19 protein-coding genes are annotated in these 20,823 nt (G+C 54.1%); 11 read left to right on the top strand and 8 right to left on the bottom strand.

The features are described 5' to 3' along the window. The first annotated feature begins 353 nt into the window (after positions 1-353). The gene (locus HV157_RS14250) at positions 354-1,061 is read left to right on the top strand and encodes a FadR/GntR family transcriptional regulator (protein ID WP_020882776.1); all 708 of its coding nucleotides are present in this window, start codon (positions 354-356) and stop codon (positions 1,059-1,061) included. Beyond that, entirely contained in the window at positions 1,058-2,491 is a 1,434-nt protein-coding gene (mdtD, locus tag HV157_RS14245; protein ID WP_049021939.1) for a multidrug transporter subunit MdtD, read from the top strand. The genes HV157_RS14250 and mdtD overlap by 4 nt, the downstream gene beginning before the upstream one ends. Here mdtD and rbsR read toward each other — a convergent pair. The 7 genes from rbsR to kup all read right to left on the bottom strand — a co-directional run bounded on the left by rbsR (position 2,457) and on the right by kup (position 10,395). Further along, complete coding sequence (gene rbsR / locus HV157_RS14240) at positions 2,457-3,449, bottom strand: ribose operon transcriptional repressor RbsR (protein ID WP_072255737.1); 993 nt, start codon at positions 3,447-3,449, stop codon at positions 2,457-2,459. The genes mdtD and rbsR overlap by 35 nt on opposite strands. Before the next feature lie 3 nt (positions 3,450-3,452). Beyond that, positions 3,453-4,382, bottom strand: coding sequence for a ribokinase (gene rbsK, locus HV157_RS14235; protein WP_032681931.1), 930 nt, complete (start codon positions 4,380-4,382; stop codon positions 3,453-3,455). A gap of 107 nt (positions 4,383-4,489) precedes the next feature. Continuing rightward, the gene (gene rbsB / locus HV157_RS14230; protein WP_014172267.1) at positions 4,490-5,380 is read right to left on the bottom strand and encodes a ribose ABC transporter substrate-binding protein RbsB; all 891 of its coding nucleotides are present in this window, start codon (positions 5,378-5,380) and stop codon (positions 4,490-4,492) included. Between the two features lie 27 nt (positions 5,381-5,407). Continuing rightward, complete coding sequence (gene rbsC / locus HV157_RS14225) at positions 5,408-6,373, bottom strand: ribose ABC transporter permease (protein WP_020882772.1); 966 nt, start codon at positions 6,371-6,373, stop codon at positions 5,408-5,410. A 4-nt stretch (positions 6,374-6,377) separates the two neighbouring features. Further along, the gene (rbsA, locus tag HV157_RS14220) at positions 6,378-7,883 is read right to left on the bottom strand and encodes a ribose ABC transporter ATP-binding protein RbsA (RefSeq protein ID WP_020882771.1); all 1,506 of its coding nucleotides are present in this window, start codon (positions 7,881-7,883) and stop codon (positions 6,378-6,380) included. A 7-nt stretch (positions 7,884-7,890) separates the two neighbouring features. After that, a complete protein-coding gene (gene rbsD, locus HV157_RS14215) occupies positions 7,891-8,310 on the bottom strand; it encodes a D-ribose pyranase (protein WP_020882770.1) in 420 nt (139 codons plus the stop codon). Between the two features lie 216 nt (positions 8,311-8,526). Further along, positions 8,527-10,395 carry a low affinity potassium transporter Kup gene (gene kup / locus HV157_RS14210; protein ID WP_014172271.1) on the bottom strand — a complete coding sequence of 623 codons (1,869 nt, stop codon included), beginning with the start codon at positions 10,393-10,395 and terminating at the stop codon, positions 8,527-8,529. 222 nt (positions 10,396-10,617) lie between these two features. Here kup and ravA point away from each other — a divergent pair, with 222 nt between their 5' ends. Together ravA and viaA are read left to right on the top strand one after the other, a co-directional pair. Further along, positions 10,618-12,114: an ATPase RavA gene (ravA, locus tag HV157_RS14205; RefSeq protein ID WP_138614770.1), complete on the top strand. Its 1,497-nt coding sequence runs from the start codon at positions 10,618-10,620 to the stop codon at positions 12,112-12,114. Continuing rightward, positions 12,108-13,559 carry an ATPase RavA stimulator ViaA gene (viaA, locus tag HV157_RS14200; protein ID WP_014172273.1) on the top strand — a complete coding sequence of 484 codons (1,452 nt, stop codon included), beginning with the start codon at positions 12,108-12,110 and terminating at the stop codon, positions 13,557-13,559. Before ravA ends, viaA begins: the two co-directional genes overlap by 7 nt. Here viaA and asnA read toward each other — a convergent pair whose 3' ends face one another. Continuing rightward, on the bottom strand, positions 13,560-14,552 hold the full coding sequence (asnA, locus tag HV157_RS14195) for an aspartate--ammonia ligase (RefSeq protein WP_182268054.1): 993 nt from the start codon (positions 14,550-14,552) through the stop codon (positions 13,560-13,562). Between the two features lie 151 nt (positions 14,553-14,703). Between asnA and asnC the strand changes: the two genes are divergently transcribed. From asnC to atpE, 7 genes are all read left to right on the top strand, one after another. Continuing rightward, positions 14,704-15,162, top strand: coding sequence for a transcriptional regulator AsnC (gene asnC, locus HV157_RS14190; RefSeq protein ID WP_014172275.1), 459 nt, complete (start codon positions 14,704-14,706; stop codon positions 15,160-15,162). Between the two features lie 90 nt (positions 15,163-15,252). Continuing rightward, positions 15,253-15,702, top strand: a complete 450-nt coding sequence (gene mioC, locus HV157_RS14185) for an FMN-binding protein MioC (RefSeq protein WP_020882767.1) — start codon at positions 15,253-15,255, stop codon at positions 15,700-15,702. A 374-nt stretch (positions 15,703-16,076) separates the two neighbouring features. Then, on the top strand, positions 16,077-17,966 hold the full coding sequence (gene mnmG / locus HV157_RS14180; protein ID WP_032679278.1) for a tRNA uridine-5-carboxymethylaminomethyl(34) synthesis enzyme MnmG: 1,890 nt from the start codon (positions 16,077-16,079) through the stop codon (positions 17,964-17,966). 100 nt (positions 17,967-18,066) lie between these two features. Continuing rightward, positions 18,067-18,690 carry a 16S rRNA (guanine(527)-N(7))-methyltransferase RsmG gene (rsmG, locus tag HV157_RS14175; protein ID WP_032679279.1) on the top strand — a complete coding sequence of 208 codons (624 nt, stop codon included), beginning with the start codon at positions 18,067-18,069 and terminating at the stop codon, positions 18,688-18,690. Between the two features lie 616 nt (positions 18,691-19,306). Beyond that, positions 19,307-19,687 (top strand): F0F1 ATP synthase subunit I, encoded by a 381-nt coding sequence (atpI, locus tag HV157_RS14170; RefSeq protein WP_008500194.1) that lies wholly within the window; start codon positions 19,307-19,309, stop codon positions 19,685-19,687. 8 nt (positions 19,688-19,695) lie between these two features. Then, positions 19,696-20,511, top strand: coding sequence for a F0F1 ATP synthase subunit A (gene atpB / locus HV157_RS14165; RefSeq protein WP_014172280.1), 816 nt, complete (start codon positions 19,696-19,698; stop codon positions 20,509-20,511). 49 nt (positions 20,512-20,560) lie between these two features. Beyond that, the gene (gene atpE / locus HV157_RS14160) at positions 20,561-20,800 is read left to right on the top strand and encodes a F0F1 ATP synthase subunit C (protein ID WP_000429386.1); all 240 of its coding nucleotides are present in this window, start codon (positions 20,561-20,563) and stop codon (positions 20,798-20,800) included. Positions 20,801-20,823 lie beyond the last annotated feature (23 nt).

Here is a 20,823-nt window from a genome sequence, read left to right as displayed (position 1 = left end):
CTTTGAGTGCCCACACAGATTGTCTGATAAATTGTTAAAGAGCAGTGCCGCTTCGTTTTCGCTGCGGCGCGGGGTGTGCATATTACGCTTCCCCGCTTCAGAGTCAAGCATTTATTTTCGCTTATCTCTGCTGACCCGGCGGCGTGTGTGCCGTTGTTCCGTGTCAGTGGAGGCGCATTATAGGGAGTTATTCTGAAGTGACAAGAGGAAATTAAAAAAAAGTTTCTGTCCGTGTTTTTTTTCACCAACAGGGGTGAAATCAAGCTACAAATTGTTCTATTTGATGTATCTGCAACCACAATAACACCCGAGGTGGCATAATTATCAGCATGAATCTTTAAGGAATAAACGCGATGCCATTAAGCGCACAACAACTGGCTGCCCAAAAAAACCTGTCGTATGTGCTGGCAGAAAAACTGGCTCAGCTGATTTTAGCGGGTAAATATGCCCCGGGGAGCATCCTGCCGGGTGAAATGGAGTTGGGTGAGCAGTTTGGGGTGAGCCGTACCGCCGTTCGCGAAGCGGTGAAAACCTTAACGGCAAAAGGCATGGTGCTTCCGCGTCCTCGCATTGGTACGCGTGTGATGCCACAGAGCAACTGGAACTTCCTCGATCAGGAACTGCTCTCATGGTGGATGACGGAAGATAACTTTCATCAGGTCGTCGATCACTTCCTGGTGATGCGCAGCAGTCTTGAACCTCAGGCCTGCCTCCTTGCCGCCACGCTCGGGACGGCAGAACAGAAAGCGCAGCTCAATGCCCTAATGGAAGAGATGGTGTTCCTGAAAAAACACTTCAACCGCGAACGCTGGATTGAGGTCGATATGGCCTGGCATGAACACATCTATATGATGAGCGCCAATCCATTCCTGACATCCTTTGCCTCTTTATTCCATTCGGTATACCACACCTACTTTACCTCTATTACGCAAGACGAAGTGGTAAAGCTGGATTTGCACCAGGCGATTGTTGATGCCATTCAGGAGAGCGACGGGCAGCGAGCCCAGGATGCATGCCAGGCATTGCTGGCCGCGCCAACCCACCAGCAGGTACATAAATGAGAGAGAAAAAAGCGCGCAGCATGGCCGGATTGCCGTGGATTGCAGCCATGGCGTTCTTTATGCAGGCACTGGATGCCACCATCCTCAACACAGCGCTACCCGCGATTGCACAAAGCCTTAACCGCTCCCCGCTGGCGATGCAGTCCGCCATCATCAGTTATACCCTGACTGTCGCGATGCTCATTCCGGTGAGCGGCTGGCTGGCTGACCGCTTCGGCACCCGCAAAATATTCATGCTGGCCGTGACGCTCTTTACGCTCGGCTCTCTGGCCTGTGCGCTGTCAACGTCTCTTACAGAGCTGGTCATCTTCCGTGTTCTTCAGGGCGTTGGCGGGGCAATGATGATGCCCGTGGCGCGTCTGGCGTTACTGCGCGCCTATCCGCGCAGTGAACTGCTTCCTGTGCTCAACTTCGTCACGATGCCCGGCCTGGTCGGCCCCATACTGGGTCCGGTTCTCGGCGGGGTATTCGTTACCTGGGCAAGCTGGCACTGGATCTTCCTGATTAATATTCCCATTGGCGTCGCGGGGCTGCTTTATGCCCGCAAATATATGCCGAACTTCACCACCCCAAGACGCCGTTTCGATATGCGTGGTTTTTTCCTGTTTGGCCTGAGCCTGGTGCTCTTCTCCAGCGGGATGGAGCTGTTTGGTGAGAAAATCGTGGCGACATGGATTGCACTCTCCGTCATCCTCGGCGGTATTTTGCTGTTCCTTCTTTATATACGTCATGCACGACATCACCCGACGCCGTTAATTTCTCTGTCGCTGTTTAACACCCGAACGTTTTCCGTGGGGATTGCGGGCAACATTGCCTCACGCCTGGGGACGGGCTGCGTGCCGTTCCTGATGCCATTGATGCTGCAGGTGGGTTTCGGCTACCCGGCTCTGATTGCCGGTTGCATGATGGCACCCACGGCGATGGGCTCTATTCTGGCCAAATCAACCGTCACGCAGGTGTTGCGCTGGTTTGGCTATCGTAAGACGCTGGTAGGTGTAACGGTCTTTATCGGGCTGATGATCGCGCAGTTCTCCCTGCAATCCGCCTCTTTACCGGTCTGGATGCTGATCCTGCCCCTGTTTGTGCTGGGAATGGCCATGTCGACACAGTTCACGTCGATGAACACCATCACCCTCGCCGACCTGACCGACGATAACGCCAGTAGCGGCAACAGCGTGCTGGCAGTGACTCAGCAGTTGTCGATCAGTCTGGGGGTGGCCGTCAGTGCGGCGGTACTGCGGTTTTATGAAGGTTTTGACAGCGCGAACACCGTCGAACAGTTCCACTATACCTTTATTACCATGGGCGCACTCACCGTCGTGTCGGCGTTGGTCTTTATGCTGTTAAAACCCAAAGATGGCCGCAACCTGATCAAAGAGCGCCACAAAGCAAAGGCTAAACCGAACCCCGTTCCATCAGAACAGGAGTAAGCTGCAGACGTTGCTGCTGCAGGCCGGGCTCGGCCATTCGGTGGATAAGCACATCAATGGCCAGCTCGCCCAGTTCATCTTTTGGCTGATGAATCGTGGTGAGCGGCGGCGTCATGTAGCGGGCCAGTTCAATGTCATCGTAACCAATCACCGCCATATCGTGTGGAACACGCAGCCCCGCCTGATATAACGCCTGGTACGCGCCAAACGCCATCGCATCGTTGCCGATAAACACAGCCTGCGGACGCTGCGCTTGCGACAGCAGTTTCTGCATAGCTTCAAAGCCGCCGTTAAATTCGAAATCACCGGTAATACGGTAGCCATCCGGAACAGTAAGCCCCGCCCGCGCCATCGCAGAAAGATACCCCTCAAGGCGCAAACGCGCCGGGGTTTTATCCAGGGGGCCGGTAATGCAGGCGATGCGGGTATAGCCTTTATCGATCAGATACTGGGTGGCCATGTCACCTCCCAGCAGCGAGTTATCCTGAATGAGATCGCTGGTACCGTCGAACGGCGCCCAGTCCATCATCACCGTGGGAATAGAAGGGTAGCGCTGAATAATCTCTTTCGAGGGCTGATGTGTTTCGGTACACAGCAGCAGTAACCCGTCGACGCGTTTTTGCATCAGCGTCTCCAGATTGCGGTTCATTCGCTGCTCATCCCCTTCGGTATTGCACAGCACCAGGCTGTAACCACGCTCGAAGCAGCTGCGTTCGACACCGCGAACAAGTTCAGAATAAAAGGGGTTGGTACTGGCGGTGATCAGCATGCCGATGGTGCGCGTCTGGTTGAGCTTGAGGCTGCGCGCCAGCGCGGACGGCGCATAGTTGAGATCTTTAACCGCGGCTTCGACTTTTTCCCGAATCGCCTCGCTAACGAAGCGATCGTTATTAATGACGTGGGAGACTGTCGACGTAGAAACGCCCGCCTGGCGGGCGACATCTTTCATTGTGGCCAAGCGTTACCCCTGCTGACTTAAGAATTCATCAATCTCTTTACGCCACGGAACGGAAGGCTGGGCACCTTTGCGCGTTACGGCAATCGCCGCGGCGGCATGGGCAAAGCGAATAGCATCATCCATTCTCTTGCCTTCCAGCAGCGCAGTCACCAATGCACCGTTAAAGGTATCTCCCGCCGCGATGGTATCAATCGCCTTAACCTTAAAGCCAGGCACGCGACGGCCTTCCCCGTTTACGCTGGCCCACACTCCACGACTGCCAAGGGTAATGATAACGGTGCCGATGCCTTTATCGTGCAGCACTTTCGCCGCCCGCGCGGCGTCGTCATCATTTTCAACGCGAACGCCTGTCAGTTTCTCCGCTTCAGTTTCGTTCGGGGTAATGATATCCACCAGCGCCAGCAGCTCGTCTGATAATACCCGCGCAGGCGCAGGATTGAGTACGACAGTGGTATGATTTTGATGCGCTATCTCTGCGGCCGCCAGGACGCTTTCAACGGGTGATTCCAGCTGCATCAGAAGCGCTTCGGCATGCGCGATGATCTCGCGCTGCGCGTTCACCCGCTCAGTGGTCAGCGCGGCGTTAGCCCCCGCATGAATACCGATCACATTCTCACCTTCCGCGTTGACGAAAATCAGCGCCACGCCGGTTGATTCCCCTTCGACAACGCTGACAGGCGCAATATCAATGTTATCGCTGGCCAGCTGTTTGCGTACGCGCTCACCGGTATCGTCATCACCCGTGCAGGCAATAAAGGCGATCTTCGCCCCACTGCGTCCTGCAGCGACAGCCTGGTTGGCGCCCTTACCGCCGAATGCCACCTGATACTGATTACCGGTGACGGTTTCGCCCGGTGTCGGGAACGATTCAAGGTTAAGAATGTGATCGGCATTGATACTGCCAAGGACGACAAGATTGCCTGCGGTTTTCATGGTTGAGGTGTCCATCTGAGAGCGCCACCGGTGTGACCCGGTGGCGTATGCCACACTTTTCTTTATAGGGTGTCCCTCAGGCAGCCAGCGACTGCCTGATTCGCCTTTTACTGCTTGATGACCAGTTTCAGGTCAACAGGATATTTGGCCTGAACTTTTTCGCCCTTCAGCACTTTATCAGCAGTCTGCACGCCCGTTGCGCCGATCTGCTCAGGCAGCTGAGCGATGGTCGCCGCCAGTTTGCCATCTTTTACTGCTTTTTCACCATCCGGCGTGCCGTCAAATCCGACAACCATCACATCAGATTTACCTGCGGTCTGCAGAGCACGCAGCGCGCCCAGCGCCATTTCGTCGTTCTGTGCGAACACAGCCTGCACGTCAGGGTGCGCGGTCAGCAGGTTCTGCATCACGTTCAGACCTTTCGTGCGGTCGAAGTCAGCAGGCTGGCTGGCCAGTACGTTAAATTTGTGCGCTGCAACAGCCTGCTGGAAGCCTTCACCACGCTCACGCGCCGCTGACGTACCGGCAATACCCTGCAGTTCGATAACTTTCGCGCCTTCACCCGCTTTCTTCGCGATGTAGTCACCCGCGATTTTGCCACCCAGTACGTTATCAGAAGCGATGTGGCTGACTACGTCGCCTTTCGTCGCCTGACGGTCAAGGGTGATGACCGGGATCTTCGCCTGGTTTGCCATCTTCACGGCGTTACCCACGGCGTCAGAATCCGTTGGGTTGATCAGCAGGATTTTGGTGCCACGTACGGTTAAGTCCTGAACGTTTGCCAGCTCTTTCGCCGGGTTGTTCTGAGAGTCCAGCACCACCAGGTTGTAGCCCAGTTTGTCAGCTTCTTTCTGTGCTCCGTCCTTCAGAGAGACGAAGAACGGGTTGTTCAGCGTGGAGATAACCAGCGCGATGGTGTCTTTCGCCATTGCGTTAGCACTTACGGTTGCGCTCAGCGCGACAGCAGAAACCAGGGTAGCCAGTTTTTTCATGTTCATATCTAAGATGTCCTGTAGTGTCGTCAGTTACTGTTTTTTGTTGTCTACCAGAACCGCCAGCAAAATCACCACTGCTTTAACGATCATCTGGTAATAGGAGGAAACACCTAATAAATTCAAACCATTATTCAGGAAACCAAGGATCAGTGCGCCGATCAATGTCCCAACAATGCGACCTTTACCGCCCGCAAGACTCGTACCGCCCAGAACGACTGCCGCAATGGCATCCAGCTCATACCCCGTCCCCGCCGTTGGCTGCGCAGAAGAGAGGCGCGCCACTTCGATGATGCCTGCCAGAGAGGCCAGCAGACCACACAGCGAATAGACGATGATTTTGACTTTATTGACGCTGATCCCGGACAGACGCGTTGCCGCTTCGTTACCGCCCAGCGCGTAGATATAACGACCCAGACGGGTGTGATGCAGCATGTACCACGCCGCGAGGAAAACGATAGCCATGATCCAGACCGGCGTCGGGATACCCAGCGGACGACCAATACCGAACCAGCCAAACAGATCGGCGTTATCCGTAAAGCCGGTATTTACCGGACTGCCGTTGGTATAAACCATGGTGACACCGCGCAGCAGGAGCATCATGACCAGCGTCGCAATGAACGCCTGAACGCGACCTTTCGCCACAATCACACCGGTCACGGCACCAATTGCCGCCCCAAGTGCCAGCGCAGCTGCAACGGCCACCAGCGCGTTGACCTCAATCCCTACAATTGAAGCCGCAACCGCACCGGTGAGCGCCAGCAGGGAACCGACGGACAGATCGATACCCGATGTCAAAATCACCAGCGTCATCCCTACCGCCATAATGGCGTTAACCGACGTCTGCTGAAGAATATTGAACAGGTTATTAACGGTAAAAAAGTTTGGGCTCATGGTCGAAACAATCGCGATCAACACCAGCAGGGCAATCAGCGATTTTTGTTCCAGCAGCCATGCCTTTGTGAAATAACGGCGACCAGAAACAGCCTGGGTAGTCATCTTCTTACTCCTGATTCACGCGATTAAGCTTGCCCACAGCGGCAGCCATCAGAACTTCCTGGGTGGCCTGCTCGCGAGTGAATTCACCACCGAGATGCCCTTCATGCATGACGATAATGCGATCGCTCATGCCTAATACTTCTGGCATCTCGGAAGAGACCAGAATGATGCTCAGGCCGTCGGCCTTGAACTGGTTAATCAGCTGATAGATCTCTTTCTTGGCCCCAACGTCCACGCCGCGGGTTGGCTCATCAAGGATCAGCACTTTCGGGCGCGTCATCAGACCGCGCGCAATGGCCACTTTTTGCTGATTACCACCGGACAACAGGCCAATCGCCTGCTCCATCGACGGCGTTTTAACGTTGAAGAGACGGATAAAATCGCTGACCGCCTGCTGTTCATCTTTGTGCTTCAGGCTGCCACCGCTGCGGCTGAAATAGCGCAGGGCAGTAAGCGACATGTTCTCTTTTACCGACATCCCCAGCACTAAGCCGTCACGCTTGCGGTCTTCGGAGATATAGACGATGCCGTTTGCCAGGCCATCCTGTGGAGAGCGAGTCACCACCTCATGACCGTCGAGCGTGACATAACCGCTGGTACGCGGCAGTGCGCCATAGAGCACTTTCATCAGCTCGGTACGGCCTGCCCCCATTAACCCCGCCACGCCAAGGATCTCCCCCTGGCGCAGGGTAAAGGTGACATCGTTCACGCCCGGGCCACAGAGGTTGTCCACCTTCAGGCGGATCTCACCCGGTGCTTTGTCCAGATGCGGATACTGGTCTTCGAGCTTACGTCCCACCATCATTTCGATAAGGGTATCTTCGGTCAGCGTGGCGACTTCGCGCTCGGCAATGAATTGCCCGTCGCGGAAGACCGTTACGTCGTCGCAGATCTCGAAAATCTCTTTCATACGGTGAGAGATATAGACAATCCCGCGTCCCTGCGATTTCAGCTCGCGGATAACGCGGAATAAAGATTCGGTTTCGGTGTCGGTCAGCGCGTCCGTCGGTTCATCCATAATGATGACCTTCGACTCAAAGCTCAGCACCTTCGCGATTTCAACCATTTGCTGATCGCCAATGGAGAGGTCGCCCACCAGACGGTCGCTCTTGAAGCGCAGGTTTAGCTTCGCCAGCAGTTTGTCCGCTTCGGCATACATCGTTTTCCAGTCGATTTTGCCAAACCGGTTAACGAACTCGCGTCCGAGGAAGATGTTTTCCGCAATGCTGAGCTGCGGGATCAGGTTCAGCTCCTGGTGGATAATACCGATCCCCGCATCCTGGGAGGATTTCGGGCCGTTGAACGTGGTCTCTTTACCCAGCCACAGCAGCGAGCCGGCATCGCGTTGATAGATACCGGTCAGCACTTTCATCATGGTGGATTTGCCGGCCCCGTTTTCGCCCACCAGCGCCATTACGCGTCCGGGATAAACGTTCAGAGCCGCGCCAGAGAGGGCTTTTACGCCCGGGAACGCTTTATCGATCCCTTTCAGTTGCAGTAATGCGTCCATGATGGCCTCAGAAGGTGACGCCAGCACAGAGAATGATATTCGCATACGGGGAACACTCCCCGCTGCGAATCACCGCCTGACTGTCTGCGGTTTGTTGTTTGAATTGCTCGTGCGTTGTGTAACGAATTTCTATGGTGTTTCCCTGGTGTTGTTGCAGTTGCTCAATGTGGCTGAGCAACGTTTCGTGGAGTTGCGGATTATGGTGTTTAATTTCCGTCGCGAGAATGGCCGCCTCAACCTGCATCTCCGCCGTCACCACGTCCAGTACCTGCATAAACGAGGGCACGCCCTGCGTTAACGCCATATCAATACGGGTTGTGCTGCGTGGAACCGGTAAGCCTGCATCGCAAACCACCAGCGTATCGGTATGCCCAAGACGGGAAATAACCGATGAGATTTCTGCGTTAAGAACGGTGCCTTTCTTCATTTTCTTGCTCCACTAGCGAAACGTTTCGCTGAAATCAGTTTAGTCTTAACGGTGTTCAGAAAACCACCATGACATAACAGATTTGTGATCGGCGTCGAAACGTTTCGCTACGTGAAATGAGAAGGCGATAAATGCAAAAACGGTAACCCTTTGGTTACCGCTTTTTTAGGGTTGCACCCTCTCCATCCAGGAGAGGGCTTCAGGCCACTCGAGGACCTAGATTTCGACCTGCGTTCCCAGCTCAATCACACGGTTAGGCGGGATCTCAAACTGGTCAGGCGCGCGAAGGGCGTTACGCTGCAGGATAAGGTACAACTTGCCGCGCAGACGCAAATACCAGGGGCGCTTGCCGATAATCAGCGACTCGTGGGACATAAAGAACGAGGTCTCCATCATGCGACAGCTCAGACCTTCCAGACCGCAGCGATGGAACACCTCTTCGACGTTTGGTGTCTCACGCCAGCCGTAGCTTGCCACGACGCGCCAGAAGGTCGGCGACAGTTGCTCGATTTGCACGCGGCGGACATTGTGGACGTACGGGGCATCTTCGGTGCGCAGGGTCAGCAGGATCACGCGCTCGTGCAGCACTTTGTTGTGCTTGAGGTTATGCATCAGCGCAAACGGGATAACGTTCAGCGCACGCGACATATACACCGCGGTGCCCGGCACGCGTACCGGCGGCGATTTCTCCAGCGAGGCAATCATAGCCTCCAGGGAGTTACCGTGCTCATGCATACGGCGCAGAAGGCGGAAACGTTCGCTTTTCCACGTGGTCATGACAATGAACATCACCAGACCGAGCGTCAACGGCAGCCAGCCACCGGAGACAATCTTGTCGAGGTTGGCGGAGAAAAGCGGCACGTCAATGCACAGGAAGCCGACCAGAATCATCATCACGAGGAATTTGTTCCAGTGCCAGTTTCGGTACGCTACCGTGGTGGAGAGCAGCGAGGTCAGTACCATCGTACCGGTTACCGCAATACCGTACGCCGCCGCCAGGTTGCTGGAGTGCTCGAAGCTGACGATGACAATCACCACGGCGAAATAGAGCAGCCAGTTGATGAACGGAATGTAAATCTGGCCCGACTCCATCTCGGAGGTATGGATAATGCGCATAGGCGAGAGATACCCCAGACGCACGGCCTGACGCGTCAGAGAGAACACGCCTGAAATTACCGCCTGCGAGGCAATAACGGTCGCCAGCGTCGCCAGAATCAGCATGGGCACCAGCGCCCAGTCCGGAGCCAGCAGGAAGAATGGGTTCTTAATCGCCTCCGGGTTTTGCAGCAGCAGCGCACCCTGACCGAAATAGTTCAGCACCAGCGACGGCAGGACCACTAAAAACCACGCCACGCGGATAGGCAGTTTCCCGAAGTGCCCCATATCGGCATACAGCGCCTCAACACCGGTGATAGAGAGCACGACGGCACCGAGCGCGACGAAGGAAACCACTTTATATTCAAGGAAGAAATGCACGGCCCAGTAAGGGTTCAGCGCATGCAGCACATCCGGGTTAGCAATAATGCTGCGTAAACCGAGTGCCGCCAGGACCAGGAACCAGGCCAGCATAATCGGAGCGAACAGCTTGCCCACCAGCCCGGTGCCGTGCTTCTGGATGATGAACAGCAGCGTCAGGACAAGGATCGCCAGCGGAACAACCCACGAATCAAGCTGTGGCGCGATAATCTCCAGCCCCTCTATCGCCGAGAGAACCGAAATCGCGGGCGTAATGACGACTTCCCCATAGAAGAAGCTGCCGCCAATCAGGCCGATAATGACCAGCACCGACGTCATTCTGGCGGAGGTATTCCGCCCGGCAAGGGACATCAGAGTCAGGATCCCCCCTTCACCGGCGTTATCTGCACGCATAACGAAGGAGAGGTATTTCACTGAAACCACCAGGATCAGCAGCCAGAAGATGAGGGACAGGAAGCCAAAGACGGCATCGCGCTCAACACCAAAACCAAACTGACCGGACAGACATTCACGAAGCGTATAAAGCGGGCTGGTGCCGATATCACCGTAGACAACCCCGATCGCCGCAAGCGTTATTGCGGGTAATGATTGCTTATTATCAGTGCTCATAGACTAGTCTTTTCGTTTAAATAACAAATGTGTGCTTAGTCCCTTGGCCCACAAAAAGCGCACAGTATGCACGATTCAATGCAAAATCGTACCCCTAAATGCAACCGCATTAATGTAGCGCAAAGAAAATAGCGCCGCACTTCAGTCTATTACCAGCCCTGACTGAAACGTCTATACTCGCTTCAATTGGCCGCCACGACGGCGAAAGGATGCAAAACTATTATGGCTCACTCACATTTAATAGCAGAAAGAATTTCCCGCCTCAGCGGCGCGCTGGAAAAAGGCCTTTTCGAGCGTAGCCACGCCATTCGCCTCTGTTTACTGGCGGCGTTGAGCGGCGAAAGCGTCTTTCTGCTTGGACCTCCGGGCATCGCCAAAAGCCTGATTGCCCGCCGGCTGAAATTTGCCTTTCAGAACGCCCGCGCTTTCGAATACCTGATGACCCGCTTTTCCACCCCAGAAGAAGTTTTCGGCCCGCTTTCCATTCAGGCGCTGAAAGATGAGGGGCGCTATCAGCGCCTGACTGAGGGGTATCTTCCGGAAGCGGAAATTGTTTTTCTTGATGAGATCTGGAAAGCGGGGCCGGCTATTCTGAACACCCTGCTCACGGCGATAAACGAACGTCGATTCCGCAACGGTGCCAGCGAAGAGAAAATCCCGATGCGCCTGCTGGTGGCGGCCTCTAACGAACTCCCGGAAGCCGACAGCAGCCTTGAAGCGCTGTATGACCGCATGCTGATCCGCCTGTGGCTCGACAAAGTGCAGGATAAATCCAACTTCCGCTCGATGCTGATCAGCCAGCAGGATGAGAATGAAAACCCGGTCCCCGCTTCGCTGCAGGTCACGGATGAGGAGTATTACCAGTGGCAGGAGGATATCGGCAAAATCACACTGCCGGATTCGGTGTTTGAGCTGATCTATCTGCTGCGCCAGCAGCTCGATTTACTGCCTTCTGCGCCGTATGTCTCCGATCGTCGCTGGAAAAAAGCGATCCGCCTGCTGCAGGCCAGCGCCCTGTTCAGCGGCCGCGATGCCGTTGCGCCAATCGATCTGATCCTTTTAAAAGATTGTCTCTGGCACGACGCGGAAGGCATGAATCTGATGCAGCAGCAGCTTGACGTATTGATGACCGGACACGCCTGGGGCCAGCAGTCGATGCTCAACCAGCTCGGGGCGATTGCCCAACGGCGTATTCAGCTGCAGCAACAACAAAGCGACAAAACAGCGCTGAAAGTAAACCGCCTTGGCGGCATGTTCGCCCGCAAAGCGCATTATGAGCTGCCGTCCGAACTGACCAGTACAACGCTGACGCTCCTGCTTCAGCAGCCCCTTAAGCTGCATGACATGCAGGTGGTCCATATCACCGTGGAGCGAGAGCCATTGGCTCAGTGGCTTGATAAGGGCGGGGAGATCCGCGGCAAACTCAACGGCATCGGTTTTGCCCAGCCGCTGACGCTGGAAGTGGACAGCAGCCAGCATCTGGTGATCCGCGACGTCAGCCTGCAGGGATCACGTCTTGCGCTTCCGGGAAGCGCCTCTGACAGCGTGCCGGAAGAGATTAAACGCCAGCTTGAAGCGCTGGATACGGAATGGCACCAGCAACATACGCGCTTCAGCGAGCAGCAAAAATGCCTCTTTATTCATAGCGACTGGTTAGGTCGCATCGAAGCCAGCCTGCAGGATGTCAGCGCGCAGATCAAACAGGCTCGTCAATGCTAACGCTGGATACGCTTAACGTCATGCTGGCCGTCAGCGAAGAGGGGTTGATCGAAGAGGTGGTCATCACCCTTCTGGCCTCCCCGCAGCTGGCGGCTTTTTTTGAAAAATTCCCGCGGCTCAAAAAGGCGATGACCGACGATCTCCCGCGCTGGCGCGAAAACCTGCGTCAGCGGTTCAAAGAGACCGAAGTCCCCCCTGAATTAACTGACGAGGTGGCCTGCTATCAGCAGTGCCAGCGGCTCTCTACGTCACAGTTTATCGCCCAGCTCCCGCAAACCCTGACGTTACTCGACACGGTACACTCTCCGTTTGCCAGCCAGGCGCGAGCGCTGGTCACGGATAACGCCACGTTTACCCCCGCGCTACACACCCTCTTTTTACAACGCTGGCGCCTCAGCCTGGTGGTGCAGGCCACAACGTTGAACCAGCAGTTGCTGGATGAGGAGCGTGAACAGCTGCTTAGCGAAGTGCAGGAACGCATGACCTTAAGCGGTCAGCTGGAGCAGGTGCTGGTGGAAAATGAAAACGCCGCCGGGCGTCTTTGGGATATGAGCGCCGGTCAGCTGCGGCGCGGAGATTACCAGCTCATCGTCAAGTACGGCGATTTTCTGGCACAGCAGCCAGAGCTGATGAAGCTTGCCGAACAGCTGGGTCGCTCACGGGAGGCCAAATCGGTCCCAAAGAAAGATGCCCCAATGGAGACCTTCCGCACCCTGGTCCGTGAACCAGCCACCGTGCCTGAGCAGGTGGATGGGCTCCAGCAAAGCGACGATATTTTGCGCCTGCTGCCCACGGAGTTGAGTACGCTGGGGATGACCGAGCTTGAGTACGAGTTTTATCGCCGGCTGGTGGAAAAACAGCTTCTGACCTACCGGTTGCATGGCGAAGCCTGGCGTGAAAAGCTCAGCCAGCGCCCGGTCATCCATCAGGATTTTGACGAACAGCCGCGCGGGCCTTTTATTGTGTGCGTGGATACGTCCGGCTCGATGGGAGGGTTTAACGAACAGTGCGCGAAAGCGTTCTGCCTGGCTCTGATGCGCGTGGCGCTCGCCGATCGACGTCGCTGCTTCATCATGCTCTTTTCCAGCGAAGTTGTGGGGTATGAACTGACCCATCAGCAGGGTATTGAGCAGGCGATCCGCTTTTTAAGCCAGCGCTTTCGTGGCGGTACCGATCTGGCCAGCTGTTTTCGAAGCATCGTTGAGCGGATGCAGGGCGGAGACTGGTATGACGCTGACGCCGTGGTCATCTCCGATTTTATTGCCCAGCGGCTACCGGATGACGTGGTGAATAAAGTGAAGGAGCTACAGCGAGTGCATCAGCACCGTTTCCATGCTGTGGCGATGTCCGCCCATGGAAAACCCGGTATCATGCGCATCTTCGATCATATCTGGCGCTTTGATACCGGGTTACGTAGCCGCCTGCTAAGACGCTGGCAGCGCTAATTACAGAAGAGATTCAACGCGATCGCATACCTGTTGTGGCCAGACACCGCACTGTACCTGACCAATATGAGGCAGCTGCAACAGCAGCATGGTCAGACGGGACTGGCCAATACCGCCGCCAATGGTCTGCGGCATCTCTCCGCGCAGCAACGCCTGGTGCCACTCCAGCGTGAGGCGATCTTCATCCCCGGTCAGTGCCAGCTGACGCTTCAGGGCGTCAGCATCCACGCGGATCCCCATTGAAGAGAGCTCGAACGCATCTTCCAGCACCGGGTTCCAGACCAGAATATCACCGTTCAGACCGGCGAATTCGCCCTCACCCGTCGTGCTCCAGTCATCATAATCCGGCGCACGCACATCATGGCGTTTACCGTCAGACAATTTGCCGCCAATCCCGATCAAGAATACAGCACCCAATTCTTTGGCGATCGCACGCTCACGGCCTTTGGCATCCAGATCGGGATAACGGCTCAGCAGTTCCTGACTGTGGACAAAGTGGATCGATTCCGGCAGGAACGGTGCCAGACCAAACTCTTTGCTCACTGCCGCTTCGGTCGCTTTGATCCCGGCGTAGATCGCCTCAACGGTGGATTTCAGCGTACCGACGTGACGCTCGCCATCGCCCATGACACGCTCCCAGTCCCATTGATCGACGTAGACAGAGTGCATTGGCGTAAGACGGTCTTCATCGGGGCGAAGGGCTTTCATGTGCGTGTAAAGCCCTTCGCCCGCGCTGAAGTCGTGTTGTCCCAGGGTTTGACGTTTCCACTTCGCAAGGGAATGCACCACTTCGAACTGGGCGTCTGGCAGTGTTTTCACTTTCACCTGTACCGCTTTTTCGCATCCAGAAAGGTTGTCCTGCGTCCCGTCACCCACGCGGCTGAGAATGGGCGCCTGGACTTCGATCAGACCAAGCTTATCTTCCAGCTGACGTGAAAAATGGGATTTAACGAAGCTGATCTGGCGTTGTTTTGCGATGTAAGCGGTTTTCATTATTTATACTCCTGCGTCCTGTTGATAGAGATTAAGCAACAGAAATGGCCTGTTATTCAATAACCCATCAACAAAAAGCCACCTTCACTTTTGATTCATTAAAATAAGGCGCTAGAATAGAGAGATTCATTAATGTTCATAAGAAAAAGCTATGGAAAATTATCAGATCGATAATCTGGACCGCGGCATCCTGGAGGCCTTAATGGCCAATGCACGTACTGCCTACGCGGAACTGGCGAAACAGTTTGGCGTCAGTCCGGGCACAATCCACGTCCGCGTGGAAAAGATGAAACAGGCGGGGATTATTACCGGCGCACGTATCGACGTCAGCCCTAAGCAGCTGGGTTATGACGTCTGCTGCTTTATTGGCATTATTCTCAAAAGCGCCAAAGACTATCCGTCAGCCCTGGCGAAGCTCAACGCGCTTGAAGAAGTCACAGAGGCGTACTACACCACCGGGCACTACAGTATCTTTATAAAGGTGATGTGCCGCTCTATTGATGCCCTCCAGCAGGTACTTATCAACAAGATCCAAACAATTGATGAAATTCAGTCCACTGAAACATTGATCTCCCTGCAGAACCCGATCATGCGTACCATCCGCCCCTGATCGGGCAAATTCATTCCCACATTTTCCACAGGTAGATCCCAGCTCGTTCACAGCGTACAATGAGCCCCTCTTTATTTGAGCGAGCGATCAATGGCGGACATTACCCTTATCAGTGGCAGCACCCTGGGCGGCGCGGAATACGTTGCGGAACATCTGGCTGAGAAGCTGGAAGACGCGGGCTTTTCCACCGAAACACTGCACGGCCCGTTGCTTGACGATCTCCCGACTGATGGGGTCTGGCTACTGATCACCTCGACGCACGGCGCAGGCGATCTGCCGGATAATCTGCAACCTTTATATGACGAACTGCTGGAACAGCAGCCTGACCTGTCAAACGTCCGTTTTGGCGCGGTAGGTATCGGCAGTCGTGAATATGACACCTTTTGCGGTGCAATAGAGAAAGTCGAAGCCGCTGTGACTGCCTGTGGGGCAAAACAGCTGGGTGAAACACTGAAGATCAACATCCTCGATCATGACATTCCGGAAGATCCAGCGGAGATCTGGCTGGGTGAATGGAAAAATTTACTCAAAAACGATTAAAGATCGCGCGAACAGATGTGGATAACTCTGGTTAAAAGCTCGTATTAAGCGGTAGTTATCCAAGTTATAACTCTGAGGCTGTTTTGGGCCTGTGTATAAAGTCGCGATCTGATCCCAGCTTATACTGGCCAGGATCACCGATCATTCACAGCAAACGATCCTTTCTAACTGCATGATCTTCATCGTGAGATCGGGCTTATCCACAGAGGTACTCGATCCTAATAAGAGATCACAATAGAACAGATCTCTAAATAAAAAGATCTTCTTTTTAATAGCCCAAGATCCCAATGCTTTCTCGAAAGACTAAAGTTGAGTAGAATCCACGGCCCGGGCTTCAATCCATTTTCATACCGCTTTACGCGAGGCAGACCACCATGTTTTATCAGGATCCTTTTGACGTCATCATCATTGGCGGGGGTCATGCAGGCACTGAGGCCGCAATGGCCGCAGCGCGAATGGGTCAGCAGACCCTGCTTTTGACACACAATATCGACACGCTGGGACAAATGTCCTGTAATCCGGCGATTGGCGGCATTGGGAAAGGACACCTGGTAAAAGAAGTGGATGCACTTGGCGGCCTGATGGCGAAAGCGATCGATCATGCCGGCATCCAGTTTAGGATACTAAACGCGAGCAAAGGTCCCGCTGTGCGCGCTACCCGTGCTCAGGCAGACCGCGTGCTTTACCGTCAGGCGGTACGTACTGCCCTGGAGAATCAGCCAAACCTGATGATCTTCCAGCAGGCGGTAGAAGATCTTATCGTTGAAAACGATCGCGTTGTGGGTGCCGTAACCCAGATGGGCCTCAAGTTCCGCGCGAAAGCCGTCGTACTGACTGTCGGGACCTTCCTGGATGGCAAAATCCATATCGGTCTGGATAACTACAGCGGTGGCCGTGCTGGCGATCCGCCGTCCATTCCGCTGTCTCGTCGTCTGCGTGAACTTCCGCTGCGCGTCAGTCGCCTGAAAACAGGCACGCCACCGCGTATTGATGCGCGCACCATTGATTTCAGCGTGCTGGCACAACAGCACGGTGATAACCCCATGCCGGTGTTCTCGTTCATGGGCAATGCGGCTCAACATCCGCAGCAGGTACCGTGCTACATCACGCATACCAACGAAAAAACCCATGACGTGATCCGCAATAACCTTGACCGCAGCCCAATGTACGCTGGCGTGATCGAAGGGATCGGCCCGCGTTACTGTCCGTCGATCGAAGACAAAGTGATGCGCTTTGCCGATCGTAACCAGCACCAGATCTTCCTGGAGCCGGAAGGACTGACGTCAAATGAAATTTACCCGAACGGCATCTCCACCAGCCTGCCGTTCGATGTGCAGATGCAAATTGTTCGCTCAATGCAGGGTATGGAGAACGCGAAAATCGTTCGTCCTGGCTACGCTATTGAGTACGATTTCTTCGATCCGCGTGACCTGAAGCCAACCCTGGAGAGCAAATTCATCCACGGTCTGTTCTTCGCCGGCCAGATTAACGGCACGACCGGTTACGAAGAAGCTGCCGCTCAGGGTCTGCTTGCCGGTCTGAACGCAGCACGCTTCTCTGCGGAGAAAGAGGGCTGGGCACCTGCGCGTTCTCAGGCTTATCTGGGCGTGCTGGTCGACGATCTTTGCACCCTGGGTACCAAAGAACCGTACCGTATGTTTACCTCTCGTGCGGAATATCGCCTGATGCTGCGCGAAGATAACGCCGACCTGCGTCTGACCGAAGTGGGTCGTGAACTGGGTCTGGTGGATGACGAACGTTGGGCGCGCTATAACGAAAAACTGGAACGCATTGAGCAGGAACGTCAGCGTCTGAAAACCACCTGGGTGAATCCACAGGCGGAAACCGCTGCAGAAGTGAATGCTCACTTAACTGCGCCGCTTTCGCGCGAAGCCAGCGGCGAAGACTTGCTGCGTCGCCCTGAAGTGACCTACGAGAACCTGGTGAAACTGACCGCGTTCGCGCCTGGCCTTGAAGACGCTGAAGCGGCTGAACAGGTTGAGATCCAGGTCAAATACGAAGGTTACATCGCGCGTCAGCAGGATGAGATTGAAAAACAGCAGCGCAACGAAAATACGCTGCTGCCGGAAATGCTGGACTACCGTCAGGTGACGGGGCTTTCCAATGAAGTGATCGCCAAGCTGAACGATCATAAGCCTGTGTCGATCGGTCAGGCATCCCGTATCTCCGGTGTCACACCTGCCGCGATTTCGATTCTGCTGGTGTGGCTGAAAAAGCAAGGTATGCTGCGCCGTAGCGCATAATATCCAGTGCTTTTGGCGGGTGGCGCTTCGCTACCCGCCCTGCTAATTCGTAGGCCCGGTAAGCGCCACCGGGCAATTTATGTCTAAACAGGTACCCACTGTGCTCAATAAACTCTCTCGTCTGCTGGAACAGGCAGGTATTTCGCTCACCGATCACCAGAAAACTCAGCTGGTGGCCTATGTCGATATGCTGAACAAATGGAATAAAGCGTACAACCTGACGTCTGTTCGCGACCCCAACGAGATGCTGGTTCGTCATATCCTCGATAGCATCGTGGTTGCGCCGTATCTTAAAGGGGAGCGCTTTATCGATGTGGGCACAGGTCCTGGCCTGCCGGGGATCCCGCTGTCGATTGTCCGCCCTGAGAGCCATTTCACGCTGCTGGACAGCCTTGGCAAACGCGTCCGTTTTTTACGTCAAGTCCAGCATGAGCTGAAGCTGGAGAACATCGCTCCTGTACAGAGCAGGGTAGAGGCGTTCCCCGCGGAGCCACCGTTTGACGGTGTTATCAGCCGCGCGTTTGCGTCGCTCAATGATATGGTGAGCTGGTGTAAGCACTTGCCTGCACAAGATGGCCGCTTTTATGCCCTGAAAGGGCAGTTGCCGGGCGATGAAATTGAACAGCTTCCGGAGGGTTTTGCTGTCGAATCCGTTGAGAAATTAAACATTCCTCAGCTTGAGGGTGAACGCCATCTGGTGATAATTAAGCCAAACAATTTTTAAATATTTAATAAAAATTGTGGAATTCGTGCTGTTCTGACCATGTTAAATAACAGCACAAATTCTCGGGTTTTACCGAAGAGAGTTTAACCTCTGTGTTACTAAGGTTTTTCTAACGGTTAACGTAACAGCCATTGTTCAGCATGAAGATAGTCAACATCGAAAATATCAGCCTGCTAAAAGTGGAATACGGCAACCAGAATTGAATGTTAAATATTTATTAAGAATGTCAATAAAAGGTTTTTATTGTATACCGGGCTGTTTTGAAAATAGTTACGATAATTTGTCTTTAATTTCATAAAGATGAAATAAACCGATTTGCGTCTTTGATAAATACACCTTTATCGCAAATGTGTGTTTTGTGATCTCGTGCACGCTTTGTAGCCAACGTTTTCGCGCTGTTTGCAGTTTTGGTCGAAGGTCGTGGCTTTCAGGAAAAGTTAAAAAATAGCGGCGGGGAAAAATATTTAAACATTTATTCACCTTTTCGCTACTTAATGTTTGAAATCACGGGTGCGCACCGTATAATTTGACCGCTTTTTGATGCTTGACTCTGAGCCTTAAAGGACGTTTTATACGACACGCGGCATACCTCGAAGGGAGCAGGAGTAAAAACGTGATGTCTGTGTCGCTCTTGAGTAGAAACGTTGCTCGTAAGCTTCTGTTCATTCAGTTTCTGGCTGTGATAGCAAGTGGACTGCTGTTTAGCCTCAAAGACCCCTTCTGGGGCATCTCCGCCGTGTGCGGGGGTTTGGCGGTTGTTCTGCCAAACGTATTGTTTATGATTTTTGCCTGGCGTCATCAGGCGCATACACCCGCCAAAGGCCGTGTGGCCTGGTCCTTCGCTCTCGGTGAAGTGTGTAAGGTGTTGCTGACCTTTGCTCTACTGGTGATGGCGCTGGCGGTTTTGAAAGTGGTATTCATGCCGCTGATAGCAACGTGGGTTTTGGTGCTGGTGGTACAAGTTCTGGCTCCAGCTGTAATCAACAACAAAGGGTAAAAGGCATCATGGCTTCAGAAAATATGACGCCGCAGGATTACATAGGTCACCATCTGAATAACCTTCAGCTGGACCTGCGTACATTCTCGCTGGTGGATCCGCATAACCCCCCGGCCACCTTCTGGACGATCAACATCGACTCCATGTTCTTCTCGGTCGTTTTGGGTCTTCTGTTCCTGGCCATGTTCCGCGGTGTTGCGAAAAGAGCGACCAGCGGTGTTCCAGGGAAATTCCAGACGTTCATCGAAATGATCATCGGCTTCGTCCATGGCAGCGTCAAAGACATGTACCATGGTAAGAGCAAGCTGATTGCTCCGCTGGCCCTGACCGTGTTCGTTTGGGTGTTCCTGATGAACCTGATGGACCTGCTGCCAATCGATTTCCTGCCGTGGATTGGCGAACATGTCCTCGGTCTGCCAGCACTGCGCGTGGTGCCGTCCGCTGACGTGAACATCACCCTGTCGATGGCGCTGGGCGTGTTTATCCTGATTCTTTTCTACAGCATCAAAATGAAAGGCGTAAGCGGCTTCGTGAAAGAGCTTACCTTGCAGCCGTTCAACCACTGGGCGTTTATTCCGGTCAACCTGATCCTGGAAGGCGTTAGCCTGCTGTCCAAACCTGTTTCACTGGGTCTGCGACTGTTCGGCAACATGTATGCGGGTGAGCTGATTTTCATTCTGATCGCGGGTCTTCTGCCGTGGTGGTCACAGTGGATTCTGAATGTGCCTTGGGCCATTTTCCACATCCTGATCATTACGCTGCAAGCCTTTATCTTCATGGTTCTGACGATCGTCTATCTGTCGATGGCGTCTGAAGAGCACTGATTTTTTACCAACACTACTACGTTTTAATTGAAACAAACTGGAGACTGTCATGGAAAACCTGAATATGGATCTGCTGTACATGGCTGCCGCTGTGATGATGGGTCTGGCGGCTATCGGTGCTGCGATCGGTATCGGCATCCTCGGGGGCAAATTCCTGGAAGGCGCAGCGCGTCAACCTGATCTGATTCCTCTGCTGCGTACTCAGTTCTTTATCGTTATGGGTCTGGTGGATGCTATCCCAATGATCGCTGTAGGTCTGGGTCTGTACGTGATGTTTGCTGTCGCGTAGTAGTAGTTTTAAAACCCTAAGCC

Source organism: Enterobacter sp. RHBSTW-00318 (assembly GCF_014101375.1).
GTDB classification, from domain to species: Bacteria; Pseudomonadota; Gammaproteobacteria; order Enterobacterales; family Enterobacteriaceae; genus Enterobacter; species Enterobacter ludwigii.
This window is presented reverse-complemented; position numbering and strand designations above follow the sequence as displayed.

What these genes read in the sequence shown, in the direction of transcription:
- asnC (WP_014172275.1), top strand. Translation starts at nt 14,704, where the DNA reads ATGGAAAATTATCAGATCGATAATCTGGACCGCGGCATCCTGGAGGCC.
- rbsD (WP_020882770.1), bottom strand. Translation starts at nt 8,310, where the DNA reads ATGAAGAAAGGCACCGTTCTTAACGCAGAAATCTCATCGGTTATTTCC.
- HV157_RS14250 (WP_020882776.1), top strand. Translation starts at nt 354, where the DNA reads ATGCCATTAAGCGCACAACAACTGGCTGCCCAAAAAAACCTGTCGTAT.
- viaA (WP_014172273.1), top strand. Translation starts at nt 12,108, where the DNA reads ATGCTAACGCTGGATACGCTTAACGTCATGCTGGCCGTCAGCGAAGAG.
- rbsB (WP_014172267.1), bottom strand. Translation starts at nt 5,380, where the DNA reads ATGAACATGAAAAAACTGGCTACCCTGGTTTCTGCTGTCGCGCTGAGC.
- asnA (WP_182268054.1), bottom strand. Translation starts at nt 14,552, where the DNA reads ATGAAAACCGCTTACATCGCAAAACAACGCCAGATCAGCTTCGTTAAA.
- atpE (WP_000429386.1), top strand. Translation starts at nt 20,561, where the DNA reads ATGGAAAACCTGAATATGGATCTGCTGTACATGGCTGCCGCTGTGATG.
- kup (WP_014172271.1), bottom strand. Translation starts at nt 10,395, where the DNA reads ATGAGCACTGATAATAAGCAATCATTACCCGCAATAACGCTTGCGGCG.
- mnmG (WP_032679278.1), top strand. Translation starts at nt 16,077, where the DNA reads ATGTTTTATCAGGATCCTTTTGACGTCATCATCATTGGCGGGGGTCAT.
- rbsK (WP_032681931.1), bottom strand. Translation starts at nt 4,382, where the DNA reads ATGAAAACCGCAGGCAATCTTGTCGTCCTTGGCAGTATCAATGCCGAT.
- ravA (WP_138614770.1), top strand. Translation starts at nt 10,618, where the DNA reads ATGGCTCACTCACATTTAATAGCAGAAAGAATTTCCCGCCTCAGCGGC.
- atpB (WP_014172280.1), top strand. Translation starts at nt 19,696, where the DNA reads ATGGCTTCAGAAAATATGACGCCGCAGGATTACATAGGTCACCATCTG.
- mdtD (WP_049021939.1), top strand. Translation starts at nt 1,058, where the DNA reads ATGAGAGAGAAAAAAGCGCGCAGCATGGCCGGATTGCCGTGGATTGCA.
- rbsC (WP_020882772.1), bottom strand. Translation starts at nt 6,373, where the DNA reads ATGACTACCCAGGCTGTTTCTGGTCGCCGTTATTTCACAAAGGCATGG.
- mioC (WP_020882767.1), top strand. Translation starts at nt 15,253, where the DNA reads ATGGCGGACATTACCCTTATCAGTGGCAGCACCCTGGGCGGCGCGGAA.
- rbsA (WP_020882771.1), bottom strand. Translation starts at nt 7,883, where the DNA reads ATGGACGCATTACTGCAACTGAAAGGGATCGATAAAGCGTTCCCGGGC.
- atpI (WP_008500194.1), top strand. Translation starts at nt 19,307, where the DNA reads ATGTCTGTGTCGCTCTTGAGTAGAAACGTTGCTCGTAAGCTTCTGTTC.